The sequence below is a fragment of the Rhodococcus zopfii NBRC 100606 = JCM 9919 genome (genome assembly GCF_001895025.1).
Lineage (GTDB): Bacteria > Actinomycetota > Actinomycetes > Mycobacteriales > Mycobacteriaceae > Rhodococcus > Rhodococcus zopfii.
The window spans coordinates 34,699-50,173 of the sequence record NZ_BCXI01000008.1; the positions used below are offsets into that span (position 1 = coordinate 34,699).

Consider the following 15,475-nt stretch of genomic DNA (forward strand, 5'->3'; position numbering starts at 1 on the left):
GATAGACCGCAGGAGGAAAACCGGACGGACTTCGAGGAGGACACGCGTGCTGACGCTGCACCGCGCCGAACGCGCCGACATCCTCGCCGACACCCTGGCCGGGCTACTCGCGACGCCGCCCGCCGATCCGTTCGCCCGCGAGGTCGTGGCGGTCCCGGCCCGCGGAATGGAACGGTGGCTCACCCAGCGGCTGTCCACCGTGCTCGGCACGACCGGTGGCGACGGCGTCGCCGCGAACATCGATTTCCCGTCGCCCGCGCGGCTGGTCGACGAGGCGCTGTCCGCGGCCTCCGGAACCACCGCCGACGACGACCCGTGGCATCCGTCCCGCGTGCTGTGGGCATTGCTCGCCGTGATCGACGAGTGCGTCGGGCAGCCGTGGTGCGCGGTGCTGTCCCGGCATCTCGGGCACGGCAGCGACGATTTCCGCACCGGTCGCCGGTACGCGACCGCCGCGCACCTCGCCGAACTGATGCGCGGCTACGGCGCCCAGCGGCCGCAGATGCTCGTGGACTGGGCTGCCGGCCGCGACACGGACGGCGCCGGCGCACCGCTCGGCGAACACCTGCTGTGGCAGGCCGAGCTGTGGCGCCGGCTGCGTGAACGCATCGGCAGCGACAGTCCCGCGCAGCGACTCGACGCGGCGTGCTCGCGGCTGCGCGCCGACCCGGGTGTCGTCGATCTGCCGGAACGGGTGTCGCTGTTCGGGCCCACCCGGCTGACGTCGGTGCAGCTCGCGGTCCTGTCTGCGCTCGGCGAGCGGCGCGACGTGCACTTGTGGCTGCCGCATCCGAGCCCGGCGATGTGGGGGGCGCTCTCCGGTACCCCGGCGCGGCTGCGGCGCGCGGACGACGACAGTGCCCTCGTCGTGCGGCACCCGCTGCTCGCCGCTCTCGCCCGCGACGTCCGCGAGTTCCAGACCCGCCTGCGCGACCTCGACGCCGTCGACGTGCACCACCGCTCGGACGAGCCCGCCGGAACACTGCTCGGCCGGCTGCAGGCCGACATCCGCGCCGACCGCGTCCCGGTCGCCGGCGTCGCGTCCCTCGACGGGACCGTGCAGATCCACGCGTGTCACGGCCCGACCCGGCAGGTGGAGGTGCTGCGCGAATCGCTGCTGCACCTGTTCCTGGACGATCCGACGCTGGAACCTCGCGACGTGATCGTCATGTGCCCCGACGTCGAGACCTACGCCCCGCTCGTCCACGCCGCGTTCGGGCAGGGCGTCGCCGGTCACCCGGGCCACGGCTTGCGGGTGCGTGTCGCCGACCGTGCTCTGCGTCGCACCAACCCGGTCCTCGCCGTCGTCGCGACCCTGCTCGATCTGGCCGACGCCCGCGTCACCGCGAGTCAGGTTCTCGACCTGGCCGCCGCGCCGCCGGTACGGAGGCGGCTCCGCTTCACCGACGAAGACCTGGAACGCCTGCAGGAATGGACCGTCGCGACCGGCGCTCGCTGGGGCCTTGCCAAGGGGCAGCGCGCCGCGGTCGGTCTCGGCGACTTCCCGCAGAACACGTTCGGCACCGCGCTCGACCGGCTGCTGCTCGGCGTCGCGGCCGACGAGTCGCAGAGCGAATGGCTCTCGCTCGCACTGCCCTTCGACGACGTGGACAGCAACGACATCGACCGCGCCGGGCGATTCGCCGAGTACATCGACCGGCTGCACTCGGTGCTGCACAGTCTCCGCGGCCTCAAACCCGCGACCCGGTGGTCCGCGGACCTGGCCCGTGCCGTGGACCTGCTCGCCGATGTCGCACCGAGCGACGGCTGGCAGCTCGTCCAGGCGCACCGCGAGCTCGCCGCGGCCGTCGAACACAGCGGCGACGCGCAGCTGCGGCTCGCCGACGTGCGGGCCATGCTTGCGAGCCGGCTCGCGGGCCGGCCCACCCGGGCGAACTTCCGCACCGGTGAACTCACCGTCTGCACGATGGTCCCGATGCGGTCGGTGCCCCATCGGGTCGTGGTGCTGCTCGGGCTCGACGACGAGCATTTCCCGCGCGGCACCCACATCGACGGCGACGACGTCACCGCGCTCGATCCCATTGCAGGAGAGCGAGATCCGCGCAGCGAGGATCGGCAGCTGCTGCTCGATGCCCTGATGTCCGCCCGCGACCGGGTCCTGTTGTTCCACACCGGCGCCGACCCCGTCACCGGTGCGCCACGGCCACCCGCGGTCCCGCTCAGCGAACTGCGCGACATCGTCGCCGCCATGACCGCCGGCGGGCCGGCACGGGGCGAGCGAAGCGACGGGGAAGGTGACGGGGGCGAGCGAAGCGACGGGGAATGTGACGGGGGCGAGCGAAGCGACGGGGAATGTGAGGCCGTCGTGACGCGGCATCCGTTGCAGCCGTTCGACGCCCGCAACTTCCGTGCCGACGCGCCGTTCAGTTTCGACACCGCAGCCCTCGCGGGGGCCCGGGCCGCGACGCGACCCGATCCCGAACCACCGCGGTCGGTCGGGGCGGCGTGCGCGGCCCTGGCTCCCCGCCCCGTCGACGGCGACGTGGACCTCACCGAACTCGTCGCCTTCCTCACCCATCCCACCCAGGGGTTCCTGCGGCAGCGACTGGGTTTGCGCATCCCCGAACTCGACGAGGACATCGCCGACGCCCTCGACATCGAACTCGACGGTCTCGCCCGCTGGAACCTGGGTGAACGCATGCTCGAGGCGCGCCTGGCAGGCGTGGATCCTGCCGACTTCCGCGCCGCCGAATGGCGACGCGGCACCCTGCCGCCGTCCGCGCTCGGTGAGCGTGTCCTCGGCGACGTCACCCGCATCGTGGAGGAACTCGTCGCGACGTGCGGACCGGTGCACGCCGGTCCCGCCGACACCGCCGACATCGTCGTCGACCTCGGCGACGGCCGCCGCCTCACCGGCACCGTCGGCGGAATCCACGGCACGACGATCGCGCGGAGCACGTTTTCGCGCCTGGCCCCGAAACAGCGGATGACGGCGTGGATCCACCTGCTCGCGGTCGCCGCGTCCGGCCGGCCCGGCACGTGGCAGGCGGTGACCACCGGCCGTGGCCGCTTCCGCACCCCCGCCTGGCGTTCCACCCTCACGGCGCCCACCGATGCGCACGATCAACTGCTGCGGCTGGTGAGCCTGCGCGATCGGGGACTGCACACGCCGTTGCCGATCACCACCGGTGCCTCCGCCGAATACGCGAACCGGCGGTATCGCGGCGACTCGGTCGAGATGGCCCTCGAATCCGCGGGCAAGGAGTTCGGCAGTGCGTTCGGCGACAAGGACCGGCACCTGACCTACCTGTACGGAGCGGGAGTGAGTCTGAGCGGGCTGACCTCAGCCTCGCCGCTCGACGACGAACGTGCCTGGTGCGAGGACCCGACCCGCTTCGGGGTGCTCGCGCGGCGCCTCTGGGAACCGCTGCTGGCATCGGAAACGCAAGGGAGGCCGTGATGACGGCGTCGACCTCGCCGGCGACGGCGTTCGACCTGCTCGGTCCGCTGCCGCGCGGCACCACAGTGCTCGAGGCCAGTGCGGGCACCGGCAAGACCTATGCGATCGTCGGCCTGGCGACCCGCTTCGTCGCCGAAGGCCACGCCGACCTGTCGGAACTGCTGCTCGTGACGTTCAGCCGCGCCGCCACCCAGGAACTGCGCGAACGCACCCGGGAGCGGTTCGCGACCGTGGCCGCGGCGCTCGCCGACCCGGACGCCGCGCGGCGCAGCGGCGACGAGCTGATCCGGTATCTCGCCGACGGCGACGTCGCCGCGCACCGCACCCGGCTCCGGCAGGCCCTGTCGAGCTTCGACGCCACCACCATCGCCACCACCCACGGCTTCTGTCAGCGGATGCTCGACGAACTCGGCATCGCCGGGGAACGCGAACCCGACGTGGTGCTCGTCGAGGATGTCGACGACCTGACCACCGAAGTCGTCGCGGATCTGTATCTGCGCACGTACGGGCGGGTCGAGAGCGCCCCGATCAGTCTCTCCGAGGCGACCGCCGCCGCCCGCGCCGCGATCTTCGATCCGCAGGCCGAGCTGGTCCCGGAGGGGGCCGAGGGCACACCGGCGGGGGAGCGGGTCGCGTTCGCGCGCGCCGTGCGTATCGAGGTCGAACGCCGCAAACGCGCGGTGGGCCTGCGGGACTTCGACGACCAGCTCGCGCTGCTGCACAAGGTGCTCGGCGACCCCGAGCACGGCGACGCGGCGTGCCGGCGGGTCCGGTCGCGGTTCGCGGTGGTGCTCGTCGACGAATTCCAGGACACCGACCCGAAACAGTGGGAGATCCTGCGCCGCGCCTTCCACGGCCACACGACCCTCGTGCTCGTCGGCGACCCCAAGCAGGCGATCTACGCGTTCCGTGGGGCCGAGGTCCTGAGCTACCTCGAGGCCGTGGCGGTCGCCGACAGTCACCTGGAACTGACGACCAACTGGCGCAGCGACGGCAACCTGCTCGCGGCGTTGCGGAGGCTGTACGGTGGTGCCGCTCTGGGGGATTCGCGGATCGTCGTGCATCCCGTCGACGCGGCGCAGCCGGCGTCGCGGGTGGTCGGGGCACCCCCGATCCGGCTGCGCTACCTGCCGCGGAGCGGCGCCGGGCCGTACGGCAGTTCCGGATTTCCCGCGGTGGGTGCGCTGCGGTCACGGGTCGCGCGCGACGTCGCCGCCGATATCGTCCGGTTGCTCGACAGCGGCGCCACCGTCGATCACGGTCGCGGCCCGCGCCGCGTCGAGCCGGGCGACATCGCGGTGCTGGTGCGCACCCACACGCAGGTGTCGCTGGTGTACGACGCGCTCGTGCGCACCGGGGTGCCGTGCGTGCTGGCCGGTGGCACCAGCGTGTTCGCGACTCCGGCCGCACAGGAATGGCTGTGGCTGCTGCAGGCGCTCGAACAGCCGCACCGGTCCGACCGGGTGCGGCTGGCCGCGCTGACCTCCCTGCTCGGGTACAGCGTCGACGACGTCGACACCCGCGGCGACGAGTTGGTCGCCGAGGTCGGCAGCATGCTGCGCGAGCTGGCCGCGGTGTTCGCCCGGTCCGGGTTCGCGGCGTTGTTCGAACGGCTCGCGACGCTCGGCCGGCTCGAGGCGCGACTGCTCGCGACCGTGTCCGGCGAACGCGCCCTGACCGATGTGCGCCACATCGCGCAGTTGCTCGATCGTGTTGCCGCCGAGGAATTCCTGGGTCCGACGGCACTGACGCGGTGGCTCGAGGAGCGAATGCTCGATCCGCGTCCCGGCAGCGCCGACCGCAGCCGCCGCCTCGACAGCGACGCCGCGGCTGTGCAGATCCTCACCGTGCACGGCAGCAAGGGTCTCGAATTCCCGGTCGTGTACGTGCCGTTCGGGTGGGATTCGGCGAAACACCCCAATCCCGATCCGTTGCTGCTGCACGAGGACGGCCGGCGCATCCTCGACGTCGGCGGCGAGGGCAGCCCCGGATACGGGCAGCGTCGTGCCCGGCACGACGAGGAGGCCGCCGGGGAGGAACTGCGACTGCTGTACGTCGCGCTGACCCGCGCACGATGCCACCTCGCGCTGTGGTGGGCGCCGTCCTTCGGCACCGGGTCGTCGCCGCTGCACCGGATGCTCGCCGGTCGTATGGACGGCACCGCCGACCTCGCCCCGACCGTGAAGATTCCCGCCGATGCGGTGGTCGCCGACCAGTTCACCTCGTGGTCCGAACGCGCGGACGGGTTGATCATCACGGAGGCGGTCGCGCCGGGGCCGATCACGGTGCCGACGTGGAGCCGCGATCGCGATCACGACGACGCCTTGGCCGCGGCCCGTTTCGACCGGGCCCTCGACGAACATTGGCGGCGCACGTCCTACTCCGCGCTGACCGCATCGGCGCACGACAGTCCAGGTGTGGCAAGCGAAGTCGAGGTTCCCGACAAGAACGACGAGCCGGAGGAACCGCCGCTGCCGACCGGTGAACCGGAACCGGGGCCGGCGGTGGCGGCGATCGAGTCGCCCATGAACGGGCTGCCCGGCGGCACTGTGTTCGGAACCCTCGTGCACGCGGTCCTCGAGGTCGTCGACACCGCGGCCGCCGACCTCGAGGACGAACTGCTCGACCGCTGCCGCGACGTGATTGCCGCGCAGCATTCGGACGTCGATCCGGAGGCGCTGGCCGCCGCCCTGTTGCCCGTGCTGCACACCCCGCTCGGCGCCCTCGGCGCGACCCTCGCGGGCATCGCGCCCGCGGACCGCCTGGCGGAACTCGACTTCGAACTGCCGCTCGCCGGCGGCGACACCCCGGTCTCGGCGACCGTGACGCTCGACGCGGTCGGTGCGCTGCTGCGCCGGCATCTGCCCGCCGACGACCCGATGTTGCCCTATGCCGATCTGGTGCGGACCCTCGAGCCGATTCCGTTGCGCGGCTACCTCACCGGCAGTATCGACGCGGTGCTGCGGGTGGCCCGGGCAGAGCGGAGCGACGGGGAATGTCGCTACGTCATCGTCGACTACAAGACGAACCGGCTCGCGCCCGACGAGCTGCTGACCACCGAGCACTACACTCGCGACCGGATGGCCGCGGAGATGCTGCGCGCCCACTATCCGATGCAGGCGATGCTGTATTCGGTTGCGCTGCACCGTTACCTGCGGTGGCGGCTGCCGGGCTACGATCCGGCCGTGCACCTCGGGGGAGCGCAGTACCTGTTCGTGCGCGGCATGGTCGGACCCGGCACCCCGCCCGGCGTCGGCGTGTTCGACTGGACGCCGCCGGCCGCCCTCGTCACCGAACTGTCCGACCTGCTCGCCGGAAAGGCCCAGCCGTGATCGATGTCCTGGTGGCCCAGCGCGGCAAAGGCGCGCTGCGTGCATTCAACGAGGCCGGTGTCCTCGCCGCCGCCGACGTGCACGTCGCGCTGCGACTTGCCGGTCTCGGCGCCGAACCCGACGAAGACGTGCAACTCGCCACCGCGCTGGCGGTGCGGGCCGTGCGATCGGGGTCGGTGTGCCTGGACCTGACCCGGCTGCGGGACGTCGGCGCCGACGAGAACTCCCGGATCGACCCGGCCACGCTGCCGTGGCCGGACGACGACGCGGTGCTCGCGGCGCTGCGGCGCAGCCCCCTGACCACGGGATCCCCGACCGGTCCGCTGCGTCCGCTGCGGCTCGTCGACACCGACTCGGGGCCCCTGCTGTACCTGGACCGCTACTTCCGGCAGGAGCAGACCGTGCGGCGTGGCCTGGACGCGCGGGCCCGCGACTATCCGGACGTCGACGAGGGCCTGCTCGTGCAGCGACTCGACGAGTTGTTCCGCGACCCGGCCGACGCGTCCCGTCCGTCGTCGGCGCCGGACCGGCAGCGGGTGGCCGCCGCGCTCGCCGCCACCCACTGGACCACCGTCGTCGCCGGTGGTCCCGGCACCGGCAAGACCCACACCGTCGCGCGGATTCTCGCGCTGCTCACGTCCCTGCACGGCCCCGGGGTGCGGATCGGGCTGGCGGCACCCACGGGCAAGGCCGCGGCCCGGCTACAGGAGTCGGTGCGCGACCAGGCCGGACTGCTCGGGTTGGCACCCGATGTCACCGCCATGACGCTGCACCGGATGCTCGGCTGGCAGCGCGGGCGGACCCGGTTCCGCTACCACGCGGGCAACCACCTGCCGTTCGACGCGATCGTCGTCGACGAAACCTCCATGGTGTCGTTGACGATGATGAGCTGCCTGCTCGAGGCGGTCCGTCCCGACACCAGGCTGGTGCTCGTCGGCGACCCCGATCAGCTCACCTCCGTCGACGCCGGCGCGGTCCTGGCGGATCTGGTGGCGCGGCCTGTCACCGGCACCCCGAACCCGGTCTTCGTGAACGTCGCCGCCCGCGATCTGGCCGCCGCCGACGACCCCGACGAAGCCGCCTTCGGAGCCGGCGAACGGGAACGCCTGCGCAGCAGTGTCGTTCGCCTCAGTCGCGGTAGGCGGTTCGGTGGGGGCATTGCCCGGCTCGCGGTCGCGGTGCGTGACGGCGACGACGATGAGGCGATGCGCATCCTGCGCAGCGGCGTGCCCGAGGTGTCGTTCCACGCCCCCGGCGACCTGGACGCGCTGCGCGACGACGTGGTCCGTTCCGCGGACGAGGTCACCGCGGCGGCCGTGGCGGGCGACGCGCACACCGCGCTGGCCCGCTTCGAGACGCACCGGTTGCTGTGTGCGCACCGGGACGGCCCGTACGGGGTGCAGCACTGGGCGCGGCAGGCGACGGAATGGATCGGCGTGTCGTCCGGCCGCCGCCCGGACCCGGACCGCTGGTACCCGGGGCAACCGCTCATGGTCACCGCGAACGACCACGATCTGCGCATTTACAACGGCGACACCGGGGTCGTCGTGCGCCGGGGGGACGACGCGCTGGTCGCGGCGTTCGTGCGCGGCAAGGACCCTTTCCTGCTGCATCCGAGTCACCTGTCGGCGGTGCAGACGGTGTATGCGATGACGATCCACCGCAGCCAGGGCAGTCAGTACGACACCGTGTCGGTGGTGCTGCCCGACGAGACGTCGTCGCTGTTGACGCGGGAACTGCTGTACACCGCGATCACCCGTGCGCGTCGACGCGTGCGCATCATCGGGACCGAGGACGCCGTGCGCGCCGCAGTGGGACGTCAGGTGCTGCGCGCGAGCGGGCTGCGCCGCACGATCCTCACCGAAAGCTGAGGTCACCCGCGCAGCAGGGCCCGGACCGCGTCGATGGTGTCCGCCCCGGCGGCGTCCTTGTCCGGCCGGTACCGCAGGACCCGCGCGAATCTCAGGGCCACCCCGCCGGGATAGCGCGGACTGACCTGCACCCCGTCCAGTTCGATCTCGACGACCAGTTCGGGACGCAGGTAGACGGTGTGCGCGTCGCGGGAGCGTTCGCGGCGCGGAAACTCCTCGGTCTGCCAGCGCAGCAGCTCGTCGGTCAGGCCCTTGAACGTCTTGCCCACCATGATCGGTTCGCCGCCGTCGGGGTCGCGGGCACCCAGGTGCAGGTTCGACAGGAATCCGGTGCGGCGGCCGTATCCCCACTCGGCGCCGAGCACCACCAGGTCCAGGGTGTGTTCGGGTTTGACCTTGAGCCAGGTGCGGCCGCGGCGGCCGGCCGCGTACGGATCGGCGAGGGACTTGACCATCACACCCTCGTGGCCGGCGGCGAGTGCGGCGTCGAAATGTGCTGCCGCCGAGTCCGGATCGGGCTCGAGCAGTGACGGGATGCGGTACGGTGCCGCGACCGCGTCGAGTGCGGCGATCCTGTCGGTCAGCGGTGCGTCGAGCAGGTCGGTGCCGTCGAGGTGCAGGCAGTCGAAGAAATACGGTCGCAACAGCAGATCGTGGGTGCTCGCGGTTCCGAACCGGCTCATCGTCTCCTGGAACGGGCGGGGCCGGCCGCTGTCGGTCGGCGCGAGCGTTTCGCCGTCGAGGACTACACTCGAACACGGCAGTGCCGCAACAAGTTCGACGAGTTCCGGTACTCCGGAGGTGATGTCGCGGAGGGTGCGGGTGTACACGCGGACCTCGTCGCCGTGCCGGTGCACCTGGATCCTCGCGCCGTCGAGCTTGTACTCGACGCTCACCGCCGAGCCGAGCGCCGTGAGCGCCTCGGCGAGCGAACCGGCGGGGGACGCCAGCATCGGCCGGATCGGCCGCCCCACCTCGAGCCGGAACACACCCAGCGCGTCCACACCGCCGGTGAGAGCCGCCGACGCGGTCGCGGGGAGACGGCCCGACAGCATGAACGCCCGGCGTACCGCGTCGACCGGAACCGACGAGGCCGCGGCGACGGCATCGGTCATCACCCCTTCGAGCGCGCCCTGTCGCAGATCGCCGGTGAGCAAGCGGACCAGGAACTGCTGCTCGTCCGCGGTCGCGGCGCCGAACAAGGAGGTCAGCAGGGCGCGTCGTCGTTCCGTGGACCCCGCGCCGCTGGTCGCGGCGAGCGTCGTGAAGGTCGCGTCGACCTCGCCGACCGACAGGGTCGGGTGGGGTGCCGGGTCGACGCGCAGCCCCGTCAGGGTGCGCCACCCGACCCCGATCCGACCCTGTCGCACGTCACCCGACAGCCACGCGACGACCGGTTCGACCTCGTCCGGGCCGAGATCGGCCAGCACCTCCCGCAGCAGCGCGGTTTTCTCCCGCCGCGAGCGGGTGGCACCCACCGCGTCCGACACGGCGACGATCCGGGACACACGCACAGTCCGACGGTACCGGGGGAGGGGGCGTGGGAGGCGTGGGTTCCCAAAGCACCGCGGCGGTGGGATCCTCGGAATCGGTGACGGTGGTGGACTGGTTCGATGCGGACGGTTACACGTGGGGCCGGATGTTCTTCACGCGGGGACTCGCGGCCCTGTATTTCGTCGCGTTCCTGGTGGCGTTCAACCAGTTCCGGGCGTTGCTCGGCACCGACGGGCTGCTCCCCATCCCGGAATTCGTGCAGGCGGTGCCGTTCCGGCGGGCGCCGAGCCTGTTCCATCTGCGCTACTCGGATCGGTTCTTCGCCGCGGTCGCGGCGGCGGGGGCGGTGCTCGCCGCCGCCACCGTGCTGGGTGTCGCGGATCTGTTGCCGCTGCCGCTGACGATGCTCGTGTGGTTCGTGTTGTGGGCGCTGTACCTCTCGATCGTCAACGTCGGCCAGGTGTGGTACTCGTTCGGCTGGGAATCGTTGCTGCTCGAGGCCGGTGTGCTGGCGATGTTCCTGGGCAATGCGGAGACCGCCCCGCCGTTCGTGATGCTGATCCTGCTGCGGTGGTTGCTGTTCCGGCTCGAGTTCGGGGCAGGCCTGATCAAGATGCGCGGCGACCGCTGCTGGCGGGACCTGACTTGTCTGTACTACCACCACGAAACCCAGCCGATGCCCGGTCCGCTGTCCTGGTACTTCCACCACCTGCCGCGACCGCTGCACAAGGTGGAGGTCGCCGGCAACCACGTCACGCAGCTCGTCGTGCCGTTCGGGTTGTTCGCGCCGCAACCGGTCGCCGGGATCGCCGCCGCGATCATGATCGTCACCCAGTTGTGGCTGGTGACGAGCGGCAACTTCTCGTGGCTCAACTGGATGGCGATCATCCTGGGGCTGTCCGTGATACCGGATGAGGGCTATCGCCTGGTGCTTCCCCTGGGCGACCCGGGCGGCCACGAGGGCGCACCGGCATGGTTCGCCGCCTGCGTCCTCGCCCTCGCCGTCGTGGTGGTGGTGCTCAGCTATCAACCGGTCCGGAACATGGCGTCGGGGAAGCAGAAGATGAACGCCAGCTTCAACCGGTGGCATTTCGTCAACACCTACGGTGCGTTCGGCAGCGTGACGCGGGTGCGGCGGGAGGTCGTCGTCGAAGGCACCGCGGATACGACGCTCGGCCCCGACACGGTATGGAAGGAATACGAATTCAAGGGCAAACCGGGCGATCTGCGCCGTCGGCCCCGTCAGTTCGCGCCGTACCATCTGCGCCTGGACTGGCTCATGTGGTTCGCCGGGATCTCCCGCGACTACGCGGCCGACTGGTTCCCGCCACTGATGGCGAAGTTGCTCCGCAACGACGAGCACGTCGTGAAACTGCTGCGGTACAACCCGTTTCCTGATACGCCGCCGCGCTACGTACGCGCCCGGCTGTTCCGGTACCGGTTCACCACGCGCGCGCAGCGGCGGGCCACCGGTGCATGGTGGGTGCGCACTCCGATCGGCGAGTACTTTTTCCCGGCCGAGCTTGCCGACCGATGAGTTTTCCCGTGCGGCCAGGTCTGTGTATCCGACGATGGAAAACCCGAGACGAGGAGAGACCGATGCCCAAGATCACCCCGTGGCTGTGGTTCGACATGAACGCGCAGGAAGCCGCCGAGTACTACATCACGGTGTTCCCCAACTCCCGCATCCTGAAGGTGACCCACTACCCCGAGGGCGCGCCCGTGCCCGCGGGCACGGTCCTGGCCGTCGAATTCGAGCTCGACGGCACCCTGTTCGCAGGACTCAACGGCGGCCCCCAGTTCCAGTTCAGCGAGGCAGTGTCCTTCTCGATCGATTGTGCCGACCAGGACGAGGTGGACCACTACTGGAACGCCCTCACCGGCGGTGGCGGCGAGGAATCCCAGTGTGGATGGCTCAAGGACCGGTTCGGGGTGTCGTGGCAGGTGGTGCCGCGTCGGCTCGACGAACTGATGTCCGACCCCGACGTCGGGGTCGTGGAGCGGGTCAGCGAGGCACTGATGAAGATGCGCAAGATCAAGGTGCCGGTGCTGGAGGAGGCGGCGCGCGGCTGACGGCGTCGTCCACTCGGTTCTGTGTGGATTCGTGTTCGCGCGGCGGATGAAATTCCACACAGAACGCGCTCCGTCGACCAACCTTCCGACGCGAACCGGGTGGCGCGGCCGGTACGTTGCGCTTCATGACCACGCGCGCTCAGCGGCTCGACGAACTGCCGTTCACCCGCAGACACTTCAAGCTGGTGCTCGGCTCCGGCATCGGCTGGGCGCTCGACGCGATGGACGTCGGGCTCATCTCGTTCGTGATGGCCGCGCTCGCCGTGCAGTGGAACCTGAGCAGCACCCAACTATCGTGGATCGGGTCGATCGGGTTCGTCGGTATGGCGGTCGGGGCCGCGCTCGGCGGACTGCTCGCCGACCGCATCGGACGCCGGCAGGTATTCGCAACCACACTGCTCGTCTACGGGCTGGCCACCGGGGCGTCGGCACTGGCGGGGTCGGTTGCGGTGCTGCTGGTACTGCGGTTCGTCGTCGGCCTCGGTCTCGGGGCGGAGCTTCCGGTCGCGTCGACGCTGGTCAGCGAGTACGCGCCGCGCAAGGTGCGTGGTCGCGTGGTGGTGGCGCTCGAAGCCTTCTGGGCGGTCGGCTGGATCATGGCCGCGTTGATCGGCTACTTCGTCGTGCCGATCGGCGACGACGGCTGGCGGTGGGCGCTGCTTGCGGGTGTCGCCCCGACGCTGTACGCCGTCGTGGTCCGATTGGGTCTTCCCGAATCGGTGCGGTTCCTCGAACGGAAGGGCCGATACGCCGAAGCCGAAGCCGCCGTGCGGGCGTTCGAAAGATCTGCGGGCGTCGCCGTCGCCACGCCCGGACCCGACGAACCGGGCGCCGAACCGCCGCCCGTCGCCCCGGAATCGATCTGGTCGCCGCGGTTGCGGTCTCGCACCGCAGCGCTGTGGATCGTCTGGTTCGGCATCAACCTGTCGTACTACGGCGCGTTCATCTGGCTTCCCAGCCTGCTCGTCAACCAGGGCTTCGACCTGGTCAAGTCGTTCCAGTACACGCTGATCATCACGCTCGCGCAGCTACCCGGCTACGCGGTCGCGGCCTGGTTGATCGAAGCGTGGGGTCGTCGCGCGACGCTCGCGACGTTCCTCGTCGGATCGGCGGTCGCGGCGGCCCTGTTCGGGCTCGCGGGCAGCCCCGCCACGATCATCGCGGCCGGAATGATGCTGTCGTTCTTCAACCTCGGGGCGTGGGGGGCGTTGTATGCGATCGGGCCGGAGTTGTACCCGACATCGGTGCGCGGTGCGGGCACCGGCGCTGCCGCGGCGTTCGGCCGGATCGCCTCGATCCTCGCGCCGCTCCTGGTGCCGTGGCTGCTGCCCGGCGGCAACGGGCTCGTGTTCGGCGTGTTCGCGGCCGCGTTCGCCGTCGCCGCGGTTGCGGCATTCACCCTGCCGGAGCGGGCCGGGACGGTCCTCGACGCCTGACCCACCGGCCTGTCGGGTGTCGTGGGCCGCGCCCGTCCCTGAGCGAATGTATCGTCCGTCTCCTTCAATCGACTGGATGTACCCTTCGCTCGAAAGACCGAGGGGTGGACGTCAGTTCCCGACGAGCACGACCTCGAGTGCCGCGACCTGATCCGGCTCGACGACCACGTCGATCGAGATGATCCGGCCGTCCTCGACGACGAAGACGAACACCGACCGGACGACGCCGGCGGGTGCCCACGCCGCACCGGGCATGCCGTCGACCAGTGCGGGCTGCGCCGCCCGGGCGCGGCCGGAGAAGGCGGTCGCGACCGCGCGGGCCCCCTGCAACTCGCGTTCCAGACCCGGTGCCCCGGCCGCGGCACCGAGCCGCGCCGACGCGACCGCGGCGTCGTCGGCGTGCAGGCTCACCTCGGGGTCGAGCAGAGCGAGCAGGTCCTCGAACCGTCCTTCGCGAGACGCGGCGAGGAACGCGTCGACGACCTGCCGCCGGCGCGACAGATCCGCCGGGGCGAGCGTGACACCCTGCACCCGCCGCCGGGCGCGGCTCGCGAGCTGCCGGGTCGCGGCCGGGGCCCGATCGACGATCGGGGCGATCTCGTCGAACGGAACCCCGAACATGTCGTGCAGCACGAACGCGAGGCGTTCCGCCGGGGCAAGCGTGTCGAGGACGACGAGCATCGCGACGCCGACGGAATCGGCAAGTACCGCTTCGTGTTCCGGCTCGGCAGTGGGCCGGGGGAGGGCAGGCTCCAGGCGGTCGGGATCGTCGAGCGAAACCTCGGACCGGGATCTGCGGGCGCGCAATACATCCAGGCACACCCGGCTCACCACGGTCGTCAGCCAGCCGGCGAGGTTGGCGACTTCACTGGTGTCGGAGCGACTCAACCGCAGCCATGTCTCCTGGAGCGCGTCGTCGGCGTCGGCCCCCGAACCCAGCATCCGCAACGCCACGGCCCGCAGGTGCGTGCGGTGGTCTTCGAACTGCCGCGCCAGAAAATCTTCGTCGCTCATCTGTCACATCCTTCCGCCCGGTTTCGTCGATGAAGTGACGAACCGCCACAACCGAATGTGACAAGGAGCGAATCATGCAGTCTCGAATGAAGAATCCGGCAATGGTCCTGCCCACGGCTATGCAGGCGATCCTCGCGCTCGGACGGTCCACCGACAGCGTCGACATCCCCGCGCGGACACTGCACTTGATGCACCTGCGGGCGAGCCAGATCAACGGCTGCGGCGTGTGTGTGGATCTGCACCCACGGCTCGCATTGAAGGACGGTGAGACGACCGAACGGCTGTTCGCGGTCGCCGCCTGGCGCGAGTCCCCGTACTTCACCGACGAGGAACGCGCGGCGCTCGCGCTGACCGAAGCGGTCACCAGGCTGGCGGACCGGCCGGATCCGGTTCCCGACGACGTGTGGGATGCGGCCGCCGACCTCTACACCGAGGAACAGCTCGCGGCGCTGATCGTGCAGATCGCGACGATTAACGTGTGGAACCGTGTCAACGCCTCGGTGAGGCAGGTGGCGGGCGATATTCCGGCCTGACCGGGCCGTCGAATCAGGTCGTTTCCCGGACGATCACCTCGGAGGGCGGCTGCGTCCAGTTTCCGGCGTCGAGCCCCAACGAGATTCGCGCGGCGCGGCGACCGTAGGCGGTCGCGTTGATGCGGACCGTCGTGAGCGCCGGCTCCCAGAGCGCCGCATGCTGTCCCTCGGCGAAACCGATGACGGCAAGGTCGCTCGGGACCCGGTGGCCGGTCCGGCGCGTCGCCGCGAGCACCGTCAGCGCCACATTGTCGTCGAAGGCGGCGACTGCGGTGACGTCGGTACCCTCCACGAGGTGGCG

The 15,475-nt window shown here is 71.0% G+C and carries 10 protein-coding genes; 7 read left to right on the plus strand and 3 right to left on the minus strand.

Annotated features, from left to right (window positions below):
* Positions 1 to 46: 46 nt before the first annotated feature.
* Genes recC through recD form a run of 3 tightly spaced genes read left to right on the plus strand, consistent with a single transcriptional unit; the run spans position 47 to position 8,624 of the window.
* Entirely contained in the window at positions 47 to 3,421 is a 3,375-nt protein-coding gene (gene recC, locus RZ1_RS05190) for an exodeoxyribonuclease V subunit gamma (RefSeq protein WP_072809837.1), read from the plus strand.
* Positions 3,421 to 6,753, plus strand: a complete 3,333-nt coding sequence (locus RZ1_RS05195) for a UvrD-helicase domain-containing protein (protein WP_072809839.1) — start codon at positions 3,421 to 3,423, stop codon at positions 6,751 to 6,753. The genes recC and RZ1_RS05195 overlap by 1 nt, the downstream gene beginning before the upstream one ends.
* Entirely contained in the window at positions 6,750 to 8,624 is a 1,875-nt protein-coding gene (gene recD, locus RZ1_RS05200) for an exodeoxyribonuclease V subunit alpha (protein ID WP_072809841.1), read from the plus strand. The genes RZ1_RS05195 and recD overlap by 4 nt, the downstream gene beginning before the upstream one ends.
* 2 nt (positions 8,625 to 8,626) lie before the next feature.
* Here recD and RZ1_RS05205 read toward each other — a convergent pair whose 3' ends face one another.
* Positions 8,627 to 10,138, minus strand: a complete 1,512-nt coding sequence (locus RZ1_RS05205; protein WP_072809842.1) for an ATP-dependent DNA ligase — start codon at positions 10,136 to 10,138, stop codon at positions 8,627 to 8,629.
* Between the two features lie 86 nt (positions 10,139 to 10,224).
* Between RZ1_RS05205 and RZ1_RS05210 the strand changes: the two genes are divergently transcribed.
* The 3 genes from RZ1_RS05210 to RZ1_RS05220 all read left to right on the plus strand — a co-directional run bounded on the left by RZ1_RS05210 (position 10,225) and on the right by RZ1_RS05220 (position 13,627).
* Positions 10,225 to 11,655 (plus strand): lipase maturation factor family protein, encoded by a 1,431-nt coding sequence (locus RZ1_RS05210; RefSeq protein WP_072809990.1) that lies wholly within the window; start codon positions 10,225 to 10,227, stop codon positions 11,653 to 11,655.
* Positions 11,656 to 11,717: 62 nt separating this feature from the next.
* Complete coding sequence (locus tag RZ1_RS05215; protein WP_072809844.1) at positions 11,718 to 12,191, plus strand: VOC family protein; 474 nt, start codon at positions 11,718 to 11,720, stop codon at positions 12,189 to 12,191.
* Between the two features lie 125 nt (positions 12,192 to 12,316).
* On the plus strand, positions 12,317 to 13,627 hold the full coding sequence (locus RZ1_RS05220; RefSeq protein WP_072809846.1) for an MFS transporter: 1,311 nt from the start codon (positions 12,317 to 12,319) through the stop codon (positions 13,625 to 13,627).
* Positions 13,628 to 13,738: 111 nt separating this feature from the next.
* On the opposite strand, the gene RZ1_RS05225 is transcribed toward RZ1_RS05220, so the two are convergent.
* Entirely contained in the window at positions 13,739 to 14,641 is a 903-nt protein-coding gene (locus RZ1_RS05225; protein WP_072809847.1) for a sigma-70 family RNA polymerase sigma factor, read from the minus strand.
* A gap of 74 nt (positions 14,642 to 14,715) precedes the next feature.
* Here RZ1_RS05225 and RZ1_RS05230 point away from each other — a divergent pair, with 74 nt between their 5' ends.
* On the plus strand, positions 14,716 to 15,174 hold the full coding sequence (locus RZ1_RS05230) for a carboxymuconolactone decarboxylase family protein (RefSeq protein ID WP_072809849.1): 459 nt from the start codon (positions 14,716 to 14,718) through the stop codon (positions 15,172 to 15,174).
* A 13-nt stretch (positions 15,175 to 15,187) separates the two neighbouring features.
* Here RZ1_RS05230 and RZ1_RS05235 read toward each other — a convergent pair whose 3' ends face one another.
* The gene (locus RZ1_RS05235; protein WP_072809850.1) at positions 15,188 to 15,466 is read right to left on the minus strand and encodes a substrate-binding domain-containing protein; all 279 of its coding nucleotides are present in this window, start codon (positions 15,464 to 15,466) and stop codon (positions 15,188 to 15,190) included.
* Positions 15,467 to 15,475: the final 9 nt, after the last annotated feature.

What these genes read in the sequence shown, in the direction of transcription:
- RZ1_RS05195 (WP_072809839.1), top strand. Translation starts at nt 3,421, where the DNA reads ATGACGGCGTCGACCTCGCCGGCGACGGCGTTCGACCTGCTCGGTCCG.
- RZ1_RS05230 (WP_072809849.1), top strand. Translation starts at nt 14,716, where the DNA reads ATGCAGTCTCGAATGAAGAATCCGGCAATGGTCCTGCCCACGGCTATG.
- RZ1_RS05220 (WP_072809846.1), top strand. Translation starts at nt 12,317, where the DNA reads ATGACCACGCGCGCTCAGCGGCTCGACGAACTGCCGTTCACCCGCAGA.
- RZ1_RS05215 (WP_072809844.1), top strand. Translation starts at nt 11,718, where the DNA reads ATGCCCAAGATCACCCCGTGGCTGTGGTTCGACATGAACGCGCAGGAA.
- RZ1_RS05225 (WP_072809847.1), bottom strand. Translation starts at nt 14,641, where the DNA reads ATGAGCGACGAAGATTTTCTGGCGCGGCAGTTCGAAGACCACCGCACG.